General features: G+C 35.7%; 12 protein-coding genes. 11 read left to right on the plus strand and 1 reads right to left on the minus strand.

The genetic code is table 11. The features are described from left to right. The first annotated feature begins 14 nt into the window (after window positions 1-14). From fliS to BMZ95_RS04175, 11 genes are all read left to right on the plus strand, one after another. The gene (gene fliS / locus BMZ95_RS04125; RefSeq protein WP_014073957.1) at window positions 15-389 is read left to right on the plus strand and encodes a flagellar export chaperone FliS; all 375 of its coding nucleotides are present in this window, start codon (window positions 15-17) and stop codon (window positions 387-389) included. Window positions 390-559: 170 nt separating this feature from the next. Further along, complete coding sequence (locus BMZ95_RS04130) at window positions 560-2122, plus strand: glycosyltransferase family 2 protein (RefSeq protein WP_046922368.1); 1563 nt, start codon at window positions 560-562, stop codon at window positions 2120-2122. A gap of 2 nt (window positions 2123-2124) precedes the next feature. Further along, window positions 2125-3621 carry a hypothetical protein gene (locus BMZ95_RS04135; RefSeq protein ID WP_046922367.1) on the plus strand — a complete coding sequence of 499 codons (1497 nt, stop codon included), beginning with the start codon at window positions 2125-2127 and terminating at the stop codon, window positions 3619-3621. Between the two features lie 23 nt (window positions 3622-3644). After that, the gene (locus BMZ95_RS04140; protein WP_046922366.1) at window positions 3645-4718 is read left to right on the plus strand and encodes a pyridoxal-phosphate-dependent aminotransferase family protein; all 1074 of its coding nucleotides are present in this window, start codon (window positions 3645-3647) and stop codon (window positions 4716-4718) included. Window positions 4719-4744: 26 nt separating this feature from the next. Beyond that, the gene (locus BMZ95_RS04145) at window positions 4745-6208 is read left to right on the plus strand and encodes a hypothetical protein (protein WP_046922365.1); all 1464 of its coding nucleotides are present in this window, start codon (window positions 4745-4747) and stop codon (window positions 6206-6208) included. Further along, window positions 6208-7050, plus strand: a complete 843-nt coding sequence (locus BMZ95_RS04150) for a LicD family protein (RefSeq protein WP_046922364.1) — start codon at window positions 6208-6210, stop codon at window positions 7048-7050. The genes BMZ95_RS04145 and BMZ95_RS04150 overlap by 1 nt, the downstream gene beginning before the upstream one ends. Window positions 7051-7073: 23 nt before the next feature. Continuing rightward, complete coding sequence (locus BMZ95_RS04155) at window positions 7074-8396, plus strand: adenylyltransferase/cytidyltransferase family protein (protein ID WP_056990410.1); 1323 nt, start codon at window positions 7074-7076, stop codon at window positions 8394-8396. Window positions 8397-8515: 119 nt separating this feature from the next. Beyond that, window positions 8516-9631, plus strand: a complete 1116-nt coding sequence (locus BMZ95_RS04160) for a polysaccharide pyruvyl transferase family protein (RefSeq protein WP_202813195.1) — start codon at window positions 8516-8518, stop codon at window positions 9629-9631. Between the two features lie 3 nt (window positions 9632-9634). Then, window positions 9635-11302 carry a 2-succinyl-5-enolpyruvyl-6-hydroxy-3-cyclohexene-1-carboxylate synthase gene (gene menD / locus BMZ95_RS04165; protein WP_052750360.1) on the plus strand — a complete coding sequence of 556 codons (1668 nt, stop codon included), beginning with the start codon at window positions 9635-9637 and terminating at the stop codon, window positions 11300-11302. Window positions 11303-11740: 438 nt separating this feature from the next. Beyond that, window positions 11741-12463 carry a pyridoxal-phosphate-dependent aminotransferase family protein gene (locus BMZ95_RS04170; protein ID WP_235806919.1) on the plus strand — a complete coding sequence of 241 codons (723 nt, stop codon included), beginning with the start codon at window positions 11741-11743 and terminating at the stop codon, window positions 12461-12463. Window positions 12464-12774: 311 nt separating this feature from the next. After that, window positions 12775-15555 (plus strand): DUF4116 domain-containing protein, encoded by a 2781-nt coding sequence (locus BMZ95_RS04175; protein WP_052750359.1) that lies wholly within the window; start codon window positions 12775-12777, stop codon window positions 15553-15555. A gap of 499 nt (window positions 15556-16054) precedes the next feature. On the opposite strand, the gene BMZ95_RS04180 is transcribed toward BMZ95_RS04175, so the two are convergent. Continuing rightward, the coding region (locus BMZ95_RS04180) for a transposase domain-containing protein (protein ID WP_143454951.1) at window positions 16055-16306 on the minus strand (252 nt) is incomplete at its 5' end.

Genomic DNA, 16306 nt, shown 5'->3' on the forward strand with positions numbered 1-16306 from the left:
ACAAGGAGGAAGAGATGACAAATCCTTACGCTAGTCATAAAAATGATTATCTGAGAAATCAGGTGATGAGTGCTTCTCCTAATAAGCTGATCGAAATGCTGATTGAGGGTGCGATTAAAAGCATCAAGAAAGCTGAGATGGCAATCGAGGATAAAAAAATCGAAGCAGCAAACAATGAAATCGTTCATGCGCAAGACATTGTGGATGAATTAAAGTTCAGCGTTAATAAAGAAATTGAAGGTGACATTCCGCAACAGCTGATTTCAACATATGATGTTGTTGAGCAGGAATTGATTCAGGCTAACATTCATAAAGACAAAAATCATCTTGAAATTGCGTTGACGATGTTGAACGAGCTGCTCGATGCTTGGAAGCAGATTACTAAATAAGAGAAGGGCGGAAGATTTTTTTCTTCCGTCTTTTGTTTAGATTATGTTTGAATTCTTAATGATTTAATTTACATAAAATGGTTAAGAGTTTTACATAAACAGGGATTAGAAAATTAACAATTTTATCAGACAATATATTTAACGCAAACTGATGGTACGGAGGAAATCAAATGATCAAAGACAAAGAGATGGGGAAAAAACTGTTAGAAAGCATCGAGACATTGAACGAAGCAGCTTACGAGCTTTATTCGATGGTTTTAAATGATAACGAAAGGTTAGATGATTTCGTTAAAACGATGCAGGCACTGTTGATCGGAATCAAGGGAAACGTCACCGGTTTGGTTGTCGAAGAACCAGCACTAAAATGTAATCTGTTAGTTGACAACGCTTTGGACACGTTGGAAAAACTTGGTGAAATCAGCGAAAAAAAGAGAAAACTCGGAATAATCAAAAATGAACTGATTCCTGAAATCGGTGAAACATACGTTGATTTGTTGTTTTGGGGCGGATGCTTCCCTGATCCTGACGCAATGTTTGAATATTACAACAATCAGATGAAAGAGTTTTATCCTGCACCAGAAACGAATAAAGGTCGCTATCGTTATGATTTGTCTGTTGCAGTGATGGCAAATACCGAGGTCGAACAAGTTGAAAAATGCCTAAAATCCTTAAATGCAGCAGTTCCTGAAGAATTGAGATGCGAATACGTTTTGTTCAATGACGGTGCAGGGGAAAAAGTTGCAAAGTATTTCGATGGACTTGCGGATAAGAATGTCAAGGTCATTAACTATAAGTATCAAACAAATGCCCCAAGCGTAATATATCAGCTGGTTGAAGGCAAAGACGTCTTGTTTTTGACGACAGAAAACGTTTTGTCGAAAACGGCAGTTTCCAACATGATGAAATGCTTGACATCGGATAAAAAAATCGGTGCCGTCTGTCCTGCATTCGTTGAAGAAGACAAACTTGATGATACCGAAAGCAATGAGTATCTGTGGCATCAAAAATCAGAATTGAACACGGACGTTGTTTTAGCCCCATCAAGCGAAATCTTGATGCCGACGATGCTTGGAGCATATTTCCCGTTTATGGCAAAACGATATACGGAATTTTCAAGCAAGGCAATGTCTTTGATTGGTCGAAGAAACGGTAAAATTCTGTATGAGGCTGGGGATGCTTTGGCATACAGAGTTCATAAAGAAAAGGACGAAGACATCGTTTTGGAAGGAATCAAGCAATTTGAGCGAATCATGGGAATCAACCCGATGCTTGAACAAGATGTTGATCAAGATTTGCTGTCTGGACTTGATTTTAAAAATAAGGAAAAAAGAGTCGATATTTTAGGAATCAACAGCAGCTTCGGAATCAATCTGTTAGCGATTCAAGATCGTGTCAGAGAAGAATCAAAAAATCTTCGGACAAATATCTATAGTCTCAATGAAGAAGAAGCCTATGAGCGCGATCTTGGGACAATTTCCAAAAAGAGTCGATTCATTTCTGATTGGGATAAAGACTTTGACAAATGTTTCCCGAATGCTCGCTTTGATTATATCGTGATGGAAAAGACCAACGATAAATTGCTTGATTTAATGTTGTTGCTCAAGCTGCTTGAACGTTTAAAAGATGGCGGTTCCCTGGCAATTCATACGGCAGAGGAAATGCCGCTCAGCGATTATGAGCCGAGAAAAGTTGTGGGAGACTGGCAGATTTTGTATAAACAGAGTGATGAATAGTTATGAGAGCAAAAGTTAAGCAGAAAATACTCAAAACAGTTGATAAACTGGTTGAATACAACGAAACTTTGGAAAAATTCAGAGGCTCAAGCAAGTATTTGTTTGATAAAATTTTGCGTGAATGTAATAAATTGGTTGATGAGATTGACATATCCGATTGTTCGTTTGAAGAAGATGAAGCATTGGGAGAATACAAGAAATTGATTAATTCACCGGAGTATGATGCGGACTTAATCAAAAAAGCGCTTGACGTATTTTTTCAGCAAATTCAAGAGGAAAACGAAATTTATCGCGTTTTGTTTTTGCCATATAAGTATTCCATGTGGGATTCTTTTGCAAGTATCTTTGAAGCAGCCAAAGAAGACGAAAATTGTGAAGCCTATGTGATGCCTATTCCATACTATGATAAAGATCAAGAAGGCAATTTTACTGAAATTCATGATGAATCGGGATCGTATCCGGATGATATAGGAATCATTTCATGGCAAGACAATCAGGTTGATGAAATAGATCCAGATGTTATTTTTATCCATAATCCGTATGATGGAAATAATCGGGTAACAAGCATTCATCCAAAATATTATACAAACAAATTGGTGTGCAAAGATCGAGTCGTGATTTACGTGCCGTATTACGTATCTTATACGGAAGATAAGAAAGTTATGGTCACCATGGGTGGAGCTGAGTTTTATTCAGATTATGTGATAATGCAGTCGGAATGGTATAAAAAACAATTTGAGCAAATTTTGAGCGATTACAAAAAATCTGACGATGATCTCAATGATTTGATTGCTTTTTATGACAACGGCAATAAGTTTGTAGTGTTGGGCAATCCTAAATATGACAAAATAAGGAGTCTGGAAAAATCTGAATATCCGTTGAGGGATGATTGGAAAGAAAAAATATTTGATGAATCGGACAATAAAAAGTTCACAATTTTGTTGGATACAACCCTTGAAATATTGCTTAAACAAAGAGAGAAGACGTTGGATAAAATTGGAGACGTTATTGATTTCTTTGAAAAACGTGATGATATTGCATTGATTTGGCGTCCTCATCCGTTTATTAAGCCTACGCTCAGAAAGATGTGTCCGGAGTTGATTCCGACATATGTTAAGTTGGTCGATTGTTGCAAAAATCTTGACAATTGTATCTTTGACGACACGAACGACATGCATACAGCAATTGCATGGTCTGATGCTTTCATGGGAAAATATGGCAGCATGATTGAACTTTATCGAGTCACAAAAAAGCCGACCATCATGCTTGAAATCGGTGAGAAGACTAATTTTGAGTCTGACGGAATATATGACGAAGAAGTTCTGAAAGCAAATGTTTCTAATTGTCAGGTAATCAGAGAAAAAGACTACGGATTGGGTAATCTGATTGATTTTTCCATGAAATATCACAAAAATGAAGAGAAAAACGTGATAAAGCTGACTGATGGCAAGAAGATATATGATTTTGCGATTAAGGCTGCCAAAATTAAAATGAAGTAACGGTATTCAGGAGGTGTTTTCTTTTGATTAATTTTACAGTTGGTCCGGTAATGAGTAGCAAAGAAATTTTGGAAATAGGCGGACAGCAAATTCCATATTTTAGAACATCAGAATTTTCAGAAGTTATGTTTGAGAACGAAAAACTAATGAGTAAATTTGCTAAAGCGCCAACCGATTCACGGACGGTTTTCATTACTGGTTCAGGAACCGCTGCAATGGAAGCGGCAGTGATGAATGTTTTTGATGGGCATGATAAAGTGTTGATCGTTGATGGGGGAAGCTTTGGTCATCGTTTCGTTCAATTGTGCGAGGTTCATCATATTCCTTATGAAACTGTCATTCCGAAAGAAGGGTACAGCGTAACGGAAGAACAGCTTTCAAATTTTGATAACAAAGGTTTTACCGGATTTTTGGTCAATTTGGATGAAACATCAAAGGGAGTATTGTACGACATTGGTGTTATCAGTGATTTTTGCAAACGAAACAACTTGTTTTTAGTCGTTGATTCAATCAGCTCGTTTCTATGCGACGAATTTGACATGGATAAACTAAATGTTCAAGTCATGATAACTGGATCACAAAAAGCCCTCGCATGCCCTCCTGGAGTGTCAATGATTGTTTTAAGTCCAAAAGCTGTAGAACGTGTTTACTCAAAAGAAGTTGAAAGCATGTATTTTGATTTAAAATCAGCTCTTAAAAATGGTGAACGGGGACAAACACCCTTTACTCCTGCGGTTGGAATTTTATTGCAAATTAATGATAGATTAAAGCAAATCGAAAAAAACGGCGGCGTGGATCAGGAAATTATTCATACGGCGGCAATTGCAAAAGATTTTAGAGAAAAAATCGAATCTTTGCCTTTTGAAATTACTTCAAAATCACTTTCAAATGCGGTTACTCCGCTCCATCCTTTAAATGTTTCAGCGTACGAGATTTTCAAACGACTTAAGAATGAATACGGAATCTGGGTTTGCCCAAATGGCGGTGAACTTTCAGAAAAAGTCTTTCGTGTTGGACATATTGGGTGCTTAACGTTTAAAGATAACGACAAACTTATTGATGCATTTAAAGACATGCAAGGACGCGGTTTGATTTAAACGCAGATCAGGGAGGGCTTTTGTATATGAGAAAGAAAACATCGGAAAAATTGCTAAAATGCGTGGACGATATATTATCCAGCTTGAAGATGTTTCAAAATTTCAAAGGAAGCAGTTACATTTCAGCAAAAATCAACAAGTTGTGCAGCGATAATCTGGCTGTTTTGGAAGAATGCGCAGACGGCGTTGAGAACAAAGAATATCTTGAATTATTGGACAAGTTTAAAGAGTCGGTAAGCAAGATCAATCTTGGAGATGCTGCGGAAATTTCGAAGAGATTAAAAGAATTGATTTCTAAGAGTGTTATTTATAAGGTTGTTTTTATGCCTTATAAAGCTTCAATGTGGGATTCCCTGGAAAGTGTCTGGATGGCTGCGGACAAGGATAAACGTTGTGAGGCAGTTGTCGTTCCGATTACATATTATGAATTGGACAGCAACAGGAATCCCGCAAAAAGGGTTAATGAGCGTGAAGAATTCCCTGAATATGTCCCGGTTGTCAATGATGAAGAATATGACTTGGAGAATGACCGGCCGGATATTATTTACATTCACAATCCTTATGATGATACTAATCTTGTTACACGTGTTGAAAGCAGATATTATTCCTGGAATCTGAAGAAATATTGTGAAAAGCTTGTATATATTCCATATTACAAGTGGGTTGACGGCGTATCTTCGACATCGTTTAAATCAGCAATGTATTACGCAGACTATACCGTACAGAGTTCAGATGATGCGGTAAGAAGGTGCATAGAGTCATTTCCGGAATATGCCAAGGAGCTTGGATTGGAAACGATAGAAATCCGAAATATTATGGAGAATAAGCTTATTAATCTTGGGAGTCCTGAAGTAGATAAAGTCGTTTCATTGAATAATGTCAAACTGCCATATGAATGGAATGGCAAAGTAGCAAGATTACGAGTTAACGTTTTATATAATACAACGTTAGATGAAATTTTTAAATCCAAGACATTTGATAAAGTTAAAGAGACATTGGCCTTTTTTAAAGAGAACAGCGAGAAAGCTTTTGTTATTTGGAGACCGCATCCTTTGATGAGGCAGTCTTTAGTATCTATGTTGCCCTATTTGGTGGATGAATACGATGAGATAATGAGTGAATTTATAAATAGCAGTTACGGGGTGCTTGATACTAATGCGAGCATGCATTATTCAGTGTTTTGGTCTGATATGTGCTATGGTTACAAGACGTCAAGTTTGACTGAGCTTTATAAATATACTGGAAAGATTGTTTTGGAAGATGCTCCCAGATTAACAAATTTTGTTTCTAAGTGTAGTGCAGAAAATATTTTAAATGAGCTAAAAGAAAACAACGTTGTCAGTGAACCTGATTATTCCCTTGAGAATATTGTTGACATTATCGCTAGCAATGATGAATTGAAATATGGAAAACATCTTGATTTAGAGAATAGCGGATCCAAAATAAACAACTATATACTAGAAAAAATGTGTCAAGAGGATGAAAACTGATGACGGAAAATTTTGAAATTACCAAAGACGTATTGGAAAAATTACAGAAAGTTGAATTGGAGATGCTGATTGAAGTTGACCGAATTTGTCGAAAAAATAATATCAATTATTCAATCATGTGCGGAACGCTTTTAGGAGCTGTAAGAAACGGTGGTTTTATCCCATGGGATGATGATTGCGACGTTGTTTTTAAGCGAGATGAGTATGAGAAATTTTTTGAAGCATGCAAAAAGGACTTGGATACTTCAAGATTCTTTTTACAAGAGCATCGAACCGATCCTTATTATTTGTTCGGGTATAGCAAATTAAGGAGAGAGAATACCGTATTTGAGAGAACTGGTCAGAGGAACATAAAACAACATGGTGGTATTTTTATGGACTTGTTCATATTTGACAATATTCCCGATGGAACAATGGAAAGGATATTGAATAAGTTTGAACTTTATGTTATCAGAAATGCACTCAATTCGAAAATATTTAAATATACTTCATATAGTTGGTTTAAAAGGTTGTTTTACAGAATGATGGATCTGATTCCTAAAGACAGGTTGTTTGACAGGCTGGACAGAATTCAAAAGAAATACAATGCAAAGGATACGGAACTGTCAAGAGTCTATACATGGGGGATTGATGGTAATGCGTTTTTCGGGTATCCCAACAAATTATATGATGATTTATGTGAGCTAGAATTTGAGGGACATAGATTTTTAGCTACAAAATATTTTAAAGAACAGTTGATCATTTCATACGGCAAAGACTATATGCAAATGCCACCTGAAGAAGAACGATATCCTCATAACCATGCTAGTGAAATATCTTTTGGAGACATATTTGATCAGTGATCGATTTACAAGAGGGTGTTTTTTTGAAAAAAGTAATAACGTATGGAACGTTTGACATGCTTCATCAAGGTCATTTAAACATCTTGAAAAGAGCCAAAGAACTTGGGGATTATTTGATTGTCGGCGTCACAAGCGATGACTTTGATTCTCGCAGAGGCAAAATCAACGTTCAGCAATCAATGATGGAACGGGTAGAAGGTGTAAAAGAAACAGGTTTGGCGGATCAGATCATTATTGAAGAATATGAGGGGCAAAAGATTGATGACATCAATCGTTTCGGCATTGATATTTTTGCAATCGGTTCTGACTGGCAAGGAAAATTCGATTATTTGTCTGAATTTTGCAAGGTTATCTACTTGGAAAGGACCAAGGGAATATCCAGTACCAAAATACGATCAAAAAATAATCACCTTAAGTTAGGCTTGGTCGGCAAGGCGAAGCGTTTGTGGAAGGTTGCAAATGAAGCGGGTTCTATAAACGGAATCGATATTGTCGGTACCAGCGACTCAGGGTGCGACAGGCGCTTGAATAAATTGGATAATTATTCTTTCGAAGAGTTGATTGAAAAAGTTGATGCCGTTTTTATCGAATCTGATGTGAAGGACAGGTATGAACAAATCAAATATGCGTTAGAACGGGGAAAACACGTATTGTGCGATTTGCCGATGACAATCGGAAGAAGGCAACAGCACGAATTGTTGGAAATAGCTAAGAAAAATGATTGCGTGCTGATGTCTGGGATTAAGACGGCCTATTCAACGGCATATTATCGTTTGATTTTAATGGTAAAAAGTGGTGAAATCGGCAAAGTTTTGTCTGTTGAGACTACCTGTACGAGTCTTAGCGAATCTTCAAAATTGTCAAATTACTCCGAAAATAATATTTGGAGTGCGATGGATGCATGGGGAGCAACGGCGCTAATGCCTATTTTTCAAGTTTTGGGAACGAATTATGTTAATAAAACAATCATTTCCAAAAAGATTGATAGCTATTTTGATCTTTTTACAAAAATGGACTTTATTTATAAAGATGCTGTTGCGACTGCCAAGATAGGAAAAGGTGTCAAGTCGGAAGGTGAAATGATTATTTCTGGAACCAAGGGTTATATTTATGTTCCTGCACCTTGGTGGAAGACAGATTATTTTGAAATTCGATATGAAGATCAAAATAAGAATAAGCGCTTTTTTTATGAACTTGAAGGAGAAGGATTCAAGTATGAACTCGTTAATTTTTTACGTGCGATAAATCACAGAAGGACACTTAGTTATACTGGAAATGATGTTTTGGAAGAAATAAGTCAGATATACGAAGAATTTTATAATCGCAAAGGAATTATAAGAATATAGGAAATGATGTAAAACTTATTTCAATATTCATTATTTGTGATATATAAAAATTGTGCGTATCTACTTGTTTAAGCTTAATGATTACATATTATGCTTCAAGATATGTTGGAGGAGAAATATTGAAAAAAATAGGCATAGTATCGTATAACATATACGGAAATTTCACTAATTACGGATCAGCCCTTCAGTCATGGGCATTGCAGCAGACGATAAAATTTCTTGGCTATCAACCAGTATTGGTTGATTATTGTCCGGATATTTTAAGAGATATGGATCCTTTGAATCCCTATAAAAATATGTGGGATAAGGATGAAGAATCAAAAAAAATGTGCGAATTGACAATGCCGGCTATTCGTAATAATTATTATAAATTCAATGATTTTTATACTAATAGATTTTATAGAACACAAGAGAAGTATGTATCTGCTAATTTTAATGATATAGCTAAAAATGAAAATTTAACTGGTTTTGTATGTGGCAGTGATACGATTTTTTGTATGGATGAATTTGGCTTTGATGACGGATATTACGCAAACTATGAGTGTATGCAAAAACATTCTGTAGCATATGCAGCAAGTTTTGGAGATTCTATTTTGTCAGAAGACAATTGTGAAATCCTCAACAACAGATTGAAAAATTTTCTTTCAATCGGATTGAGAGAGAATATGATGATTCCTTACGTAAAGAGTCAAGTAAATGTTCCGGTAGAAAGAGTAGTTGATCCAACGCTTTTGCATACAAGTGAAGAATATGATGATATTGCAGTTGATAAAAGATTGGAGAAAGATAAATACTTGCTTTATTATTCTAGAAGATATTCTCCGTTAATGGAAGAATACGTTGAGGATATGGCGAGGAAAAACGGTTGGAAAATAGTGGAGATAAGTTTAAGAGTGACTAATGCCGAAAAGGGACACAGAATGTTTTATGAAGCAGGAGTAGAGGAATTTTTATCTTTAGTAAAATATGCAGAATATGTTGTTACTAACTCTTTTCACGGAATAATTTTCGCTGTCCAATACAAGAAACCTTTTGTTGTTTTTTCGCGTGAACAATGCAACATAAAGATAAATGAAATTTTGGAACTGTTTGGATTAAAGAATCGTATGTTAGTTACAGGTAAAGAAAAATTTAACCATAATATTGATTATGATACAGTTCATAAGAGAATAGAAAAGGCTAAAGAAAAGTCTCTTTTGTTTTTAAAAAATGAATTAGAATTATTGGAGGAATAGCAAGTGACATATGTTAGCAACGATATTTTGATTAAATTTTTGAAAAAGCATGACATTCATAAATTGGTTCTTTCTTCAGGAACAAGGAATATACCGTTTGTCAGTTCCGTAGAAAATGATGAATGGTTTGAGTGCTTTTCTGTTGTAGATGAAAGAAATGCGGCTTTTTTTGGTATGGGACTTGCACAGCAATCAGACGAACCAGTGGTAATCGCATGCACAAGTGGAACTGCCGTTTCAAATTATGTCACGGGCATAACGGAAGCATTCTATTCTCGAGTTCAGCTCATTGCTGTTACGTTTGATAGATCTCCTTATGTTTTAAATCAATTGGAGACTCAAAAGATAGACCAAATGAGCATTTTTGACTCGATTACAAAAGCTAATATCGAATTGCCGATGATAAAGGATGAAGAAGATATCTGGTATTGCGAGAGAATTTTAAATGAGGCATTTATTGCATTAAGACAACACGGAACTGGACCCATTCATATTAATGTTCCGTTGGTAGGATCTACAAACGATTTATGGGAAAAACAAGGTCAAGATGAAGATACGATAAAATATATTGATTATTATTCATATGAAACGAATAATTGGTCTGAAGCAATCAAGGAATTAAGCGGGAAAAAGGTATTATTTATTTTAGGACAAAATACTGATCTCAATGATCGCGAAAAAGAGAGATTAAATCGTTTTATCTATAAATTAAATGCGGTTGTTTTGAGCGACAACTTGACTAATTTTTATTCAAAAAATTCGGTTAATCCAGAAAAGACAATCAAAGCATTAGGTTCGGATTCAATAAAAGAATATCTTCCGGATGTAGTAATAACTTACGGGGCAAATTTTCAAGAAAGAATAAAAGATTTATTTAAAGCAAATGAAAGAAAATTTGAACATTGGTCAATAACTGAAGATGGCAAAGTGAAAGATTGTTTTCGAAGTCAAACCAAGTTGTTTGAATGTACGCTGAACTATTTTATTCAGCAATTGTCAGATAAGGTCATCAGTTCAGATGATGAATATTTGAAATCGTGGAAAAAATTGGACGAACATTTAACGATAAGAAATTTGCCTTTTTCAAATTTTTCAGTAGTGAGAGATTTTTCACACGTAATACCGCAGGGGTCCATCCTTCATTTGAGTATTTTAAACGCAACTCGATTGATGCAATTTTATGACCTTGATAAATCAATTAGGGTTTACTCCAATGTCAACTCTTTTGGAATTGATGGTTGTCTTCCTACTTTTTTAGGACAAGCATACGCTTCTGATAACTTAGCTTTTATAATTATAGGCGATTTAAGTTTCTTTTATGCCATGAATGCCATGGGAATCAAGCACATAAAGAGTAATGTTCGGGTTCTTTTGATAAATAATGGCGGAGGTGCTGAATTTCACATAGTTCCTTCACATAATGAGTTGAAAACCATTGATTTGCATATTGGAGCAGCACACAATCAAACCGCAAAAGGATGGGTTGAGTCATTAGGGTTCGAATATATTTCTGCACAAGATGAACAAGTATTTAAGGAAAAACTAGAATATTTTGTTTCCGATAATCAAAAGAATATTGTGTTTGAGGTCTTTACGGATATGGAAAAAGACGGTCAAACTGTTTTACAGACTTATAGAGATTTGGAAAAACAGTTAAACGAACTGCAATGATAAAAGTATCTATAATTTAAAGATTTCTGTTATTAATAGAAATAAGTTTTATTTTAAAACAGGGGGAGAGTTTGTATGCTTAATTTTACGGTTGGGCCAGTGATGTCCTCAAAAGATGTTCTTTCTATTGGATCTGAACAGGTACGGTACCTTATTTTAGAACGTCTGAATTTTCAAAAATAATGTTAGAAAATGAAAGATATATGGTTGAGTATTCTAAGGCACCGCAAGGGTCAAGAGCCGTTTTTATGACATGTTCAAGTACTGGTTCCATGGAAGCCGTTATTATGAATTGCTTTTCACTTTTCAAGGGAAGATAAAGTCCTTGTTATAAATGGGGGAAGCTTTGGGAAACGTTTTGCCGATCTTTGCGATATACACGAAATTCCGCATGTTGATTTAAAATTAAAACATGGAAAAAAGCTTACCAAAGAAAAGCTGTATGAATATGATAATCAAGGTTTTTCTGGTCTTCTTGTGAATGTTGATGAAACTTCCACGGCGGTTCTTTATGATACGTTGATGATAGGTGAATTTTGCAAAAAGAATGGGATTTTCTTTGTTTGTGATTGTGTTTCTTCTTTTTTGGCGGATCCGTTTGACATGACGGAATGCAACGCTGATGTTATGATAACTGGTTCACAAAAGGTATTAGCTTGTCCTCCGGGAATTTCAATGATAGTTTTATCTCCTAGAGGAATTAAGAGAGTTGAAAATTCTAAGCCAAAAACTATGTATTTTGATATAAGGGATGCATTAAAAAATCAAGAACGTGGTCAGACGCCTTTTACTCCAGCAGTTGGAATACTTCTTCAAATCAATAAAAGGTTAAAGGAGATTGAAAGAATGGGTGGTGCTGATGTTGAAATAGCAAGAGTTGAAGCACAGGCATCGGATTTCAGAGAAAAGATCAAAGATATGTCTTTTGAATTGGTTTCAGAAAGCCCTGCAAATGGTGTAACATCTGTTCGTCCCAAAAATGCAAATGCATACGATATTTTTCTCATTTTGAAAGATGAGTATGATATTTGGATTTGCACAAACGGTGGGAAAATGAAAAATGAAGTTTTTAGGGTAGGGCATATCGGTGCCTTAACACACGATGATAACACTACATTAGTTAATGCGTTTAAAGATTTACAAAGACGCGGTATTCTTTAATAAGAATTGTTTTGAAAAAACTTTCATAAGCAGCTTCGTTTTAACGAAGAATAACAGTGGTATCAAAGAGGTTGTCAGATTGAAAAGGACGCCAGGAATTTGTTCATCAGGGATAAAGAGAAGGTTATCGAATGATGGTCAGCGGTAAAATAATCAGGCAAAAAGTGAGTGATTTGGCTTGATTGTAAAGATGGAAACAATGAAGGTAATGTTTCCTTTTTTGATTATGTTGGTTGTCAATAATTGTATTAATATAGATGCGATTATTTTTGATAGTCATTTTCAAAGCGTGATTGAAAAGGTGGAAGAATATGGAAGATAATCTTTTTGTTCGTTCATCAAAATTGATACAATATTTAAAAAATAAATTGTTCAAAATAGGTAAGGATAATCCGTTTTACTGGTATTATTATTTGAAAGATGCTGGAAAGCGCGTCCAAACAAAAGAGATGGCGGATAAAGCAGTCAATGAATTCATCGTTGACAATCCCGAATATAAAATTCTTGAGGTTATTTCAAGAAGGTTTCTCACGCGCGAAGTGTGCGAGGTTGCCGTGAAAAATAACGGATTGAATCTTGAGTTCGTGCCTGAACAGTATAAGGATGCTGACATGTGTATGTTGGCGGTTCAAGGAGAAGGGGATGCTTTAAAGTATGCTCCTGATTGCATATTGCTTGGAGACAGAGGCTACGAAATATGCGATATGGCTGTACGTAAAGGCTTTGGGGGCTGTGCTCTTTCGTTTGTGCCGGACCGATATCTTCAAGGAAAAGTCGGGAAATCTTTGTGCAGGGCGGCTGTACTTTCGAATGGCTACTCCATCAAATATGTTCCTGATCATTTAATAACAAGCAATCTTGTTAAATTAGCAATTGAAACATCTGCACCAGTCAAAGATGTTCTCTTGCCTGATGGTTCACGTTCGACTAAAGGCATTTATTATAAAGATTATCCGGTCTTGTCAGTTGTTCCGGATAAATTTATGTCAGAAGAGATGGTTGTTTTATCTGCTCGACTTTATCCTGAGAGCCTACAGTATGCTCCAAAAAAATTTGTTTCTCATAATCTATGTCTTGAAATGATTGAACGGGATCCTATGAATTTAAGGTATGTGCCTAGTCCAGATAAAGAACTGGTGAAATTTGCAATCGAGACCAATCATTTGGCTATTTTAGCAGTTATTGAATTTAAAATCTGTCATAATGCTTTGGTGAAGGGAAGCATTGTTTTTATTAAAAAGACTTTTGAGGGATTAGAAAAGAAATTTGAAAATAATTTTAGGACAGATTATGACATAAAAAAACATGAGCCGGTTGAACTTGCGATGCCAGTACTTGATCGTGAATCTAAACAGATGGTTTCGGACACTGATAGAATTAGTAGTTTGTTTAATACTACTAATTCCGCTGAGAAGATTTACTATATAACTGACATCCATCTTGAGCATCAGATTGTCAATGATCCAGAAGATATTGAAGGAATGCCTCTGAATAAAATACGCCATCGTATTAATGATAAAATTGTCGAAATGCTGTCATCCGTACCGAAAAATGACCATGCCACCTTGCTCATTGGAGGCGATGTGGCGGATAGCGTCATATTAGAGAAGATGTTTTATGAACAGCTTGTTTCGCTTTATGGAAATAGAGGAAGGATTATTGCAATTCTGGGAAACCATGAATTATGGAATTCTTATCCAATGAGATTCGAGTCATTATCTAAGAAGATATCATCGTTTATTTGGGACAATTTTAAGTTAAACTCAAGTTACAAATATTTACGTAAAATTGATAAAATCATTTCCAATTATCGTCAATTTATTCCTAGTCAGGTAATTTTGTTAGAAAATGAGTTGCTTATTTTTTACAAAGATAATGATATCGATATAATGGATGAGCAGACAATTCTTAATACAAGCATCAAGAAACTCAGTGAAAAATTTTCCGAGGCCGCATTTTTAGTGCTTGGAGGAATCGGATTTTCCGGACTTAATCCTTTTTACAATGCCAAAATGGGCCTTTACAGAAATACTGTTTCGCCAAAAGAAGATATTAAACGTTCAAGACGTTTTCAGGCAATATATGAAAAGGTTCTTAAAAGTGCGGCAAATCTTCGAGTAATTGTGCTGACTCATAATCCGATGAGGGATTGGTCAGATGACAATTATAAGGAGAATTGGATTTATGTGAGCGGTCACACTCATCAAAACACGTTTTTGTTGCAACGTAATTTTGCCGTTTTTTCTGATAATCAAATTGGGTATCTTAAAAAAACTTGGTCTCTTAAAAGTTTTATGACTGATTTTCATAGATTCGATTCCTTTAAAAATTATCCAGACGGAATTTGGAAAATCACGAGAAAACAATATGTTGATTTTAATCGATATCAGGGAATAGAGATGAATGGCAAGGGATATCCTGGTGATGTGTATGCTTTGAAACGTAATGGTTTCTATATGTTTGTTTTGAAAACTAAAAGTGGTCTGTGCCTTTTAGAGGGATGGAAAAGGCATAAGCTCAATCATGACATCAATTATTACTTTGACAACCTTCCAGAATACGTTCAAAAAGTATATGGCGCATTTGCTCCATATCGAGAAGCTATCATGGCTATTTCTGATGAAGTGCATTCTATTGGCGGTATCGGGACCGTTCATGGGTGTATTGTTGATATAAATTATTACAATCACGTTTATCTGAATATTTTAGATGGAGAGGTGACCCCATATTTTGCCACTGACATGACCAATAAGATAGTTTACAAAAACATGAAAAAATTACTAAAATCATCTAAAATCAATTCTGGTTCGGTTATTGAAAATCGCTGCATGCTTTCTCGTTATTTATCCAAGGCCAAGAAAGGAGAACTTCCTATTCTTTCTCAAAGTAATATTGACAGATGGGAAATGCCTGCGGGTGCGCAAATTGTCACGGATAGATCGATGTACAAACCGTCTCGCATCATGCGGTCTATTCAGTATATGTTTGATCAAAAAGTAGTGAGAATTTGGGACGACAATATTATCTCTTGGGAAAATAAGAAGGATATGACCGATAAATTGACTGCCAATGATAAGTTGATTGATTGGTAATCGCAAAATGGTGGAGGTATGAAATTACATAGATTAAGAATAAGGTGAATGGAGATTGTTTAATTGCGTAATATATTTATTTCTCAATCCCGTTCAAATTTTCTTCCCCCATTCGTTATTATATTTGTAGGCCTACAAATGATTCAGATGTAAAGCATTGATTGCCTGGCTTTTGGGGGAGACAGGACGACATTGCTTTTGATGAGTCAAAATCTGTTGTCACTGGTTTTTGCTGGGAGGGATTTTGATGAGGACATTTGAGTTGAGACTGAATACGCGCTTTGGCAAGTTCAGACAGAAGCTTTGGTTGAAGTATTCATACGGTAAGTTGAAAAAGGAATGAAACGGCAGCTGCGAAGGCGGCAGGCGCATGGCGTCTGTCGCCTTTTATGTATATATATAACGTAAGCGGTCGTTAAAACAGCGGTGTGTACACAAATAGCCCGAGATAGTATTATTATCTCAGGTTATTGCGTATGCATCGTTTTTATTTTCTTATTTATGAGGTAAGATCGATGTTCCATGGGAGAAGTTGGCGGAACCTTTCAGGATCAAATACCTCAATGTTGGTAATCTCCGTTAATACTTTTCTCAAGTATTTTTCAGGATCCAACTGATTAAGTTTGGCCGTATATATCAGCGACAACGCAACGGCATTAGCCCTTGCGCCTTCAAAAGTTGACGAAAACAGCCAGTTTTTTCTCCCCATCACGCTCTCTTTGACAGCGCGCTCTGCGCTGTTGTTGGACAA

This window comes from Ligilactobacillus ruminis DSM 20403 = NBRC 102161, from assembly GCF_900113455.1.
Classification (GTDB): domain Bacteria; phylum Bacillota; class Bacilli; order Lactobacillales; family Lactobacillaceae; genus Ligilactobacillus; species Ligilactobacillus ruminis.

Coding starts and splice junctions, on each gene's coding strand:
- fliS (WP_014073957.1), top strand. CDS start 15: ATGACAAATCCTTACGCTAGTCATAAAAATGATTATCTGAGAAATCAG.
- BMZ95_RS04130 (WP_046922368.1), top strand. CDS start 560: ATGATCAAAGACAAAGAGATGGGGAAAAAACTGTTAGAAAGCATCGAG.
- BMZ95_RS04135 (WP_046922367.1), top strand. CDS start 2,125: ATGAGAGCAAAAGTTAAGCAGAAAATACTCAAAACAGTTGATAAACTG.
- BMZ95_RS04145 (WP_046922365.1), top strand. CDS start 4,745: ATGAGAAAGAAAACATCGGAAAAATTGCTAAAATGCGTGGACGATATA.
- BMZ95_RS04150 (WP_046922364.1), top strand. CDS start 6,208: ATGACGGAAAATTTTGAAATTACCAAAGACGTATTGGAAAAATTACAG.
- BMZ95_RS04175 (WP_052750359.1), top strand. CDS start 12,775: ATGGAAGATAATCTTTTTGTTCGTTCATCAAAATTGATACAATATTTA.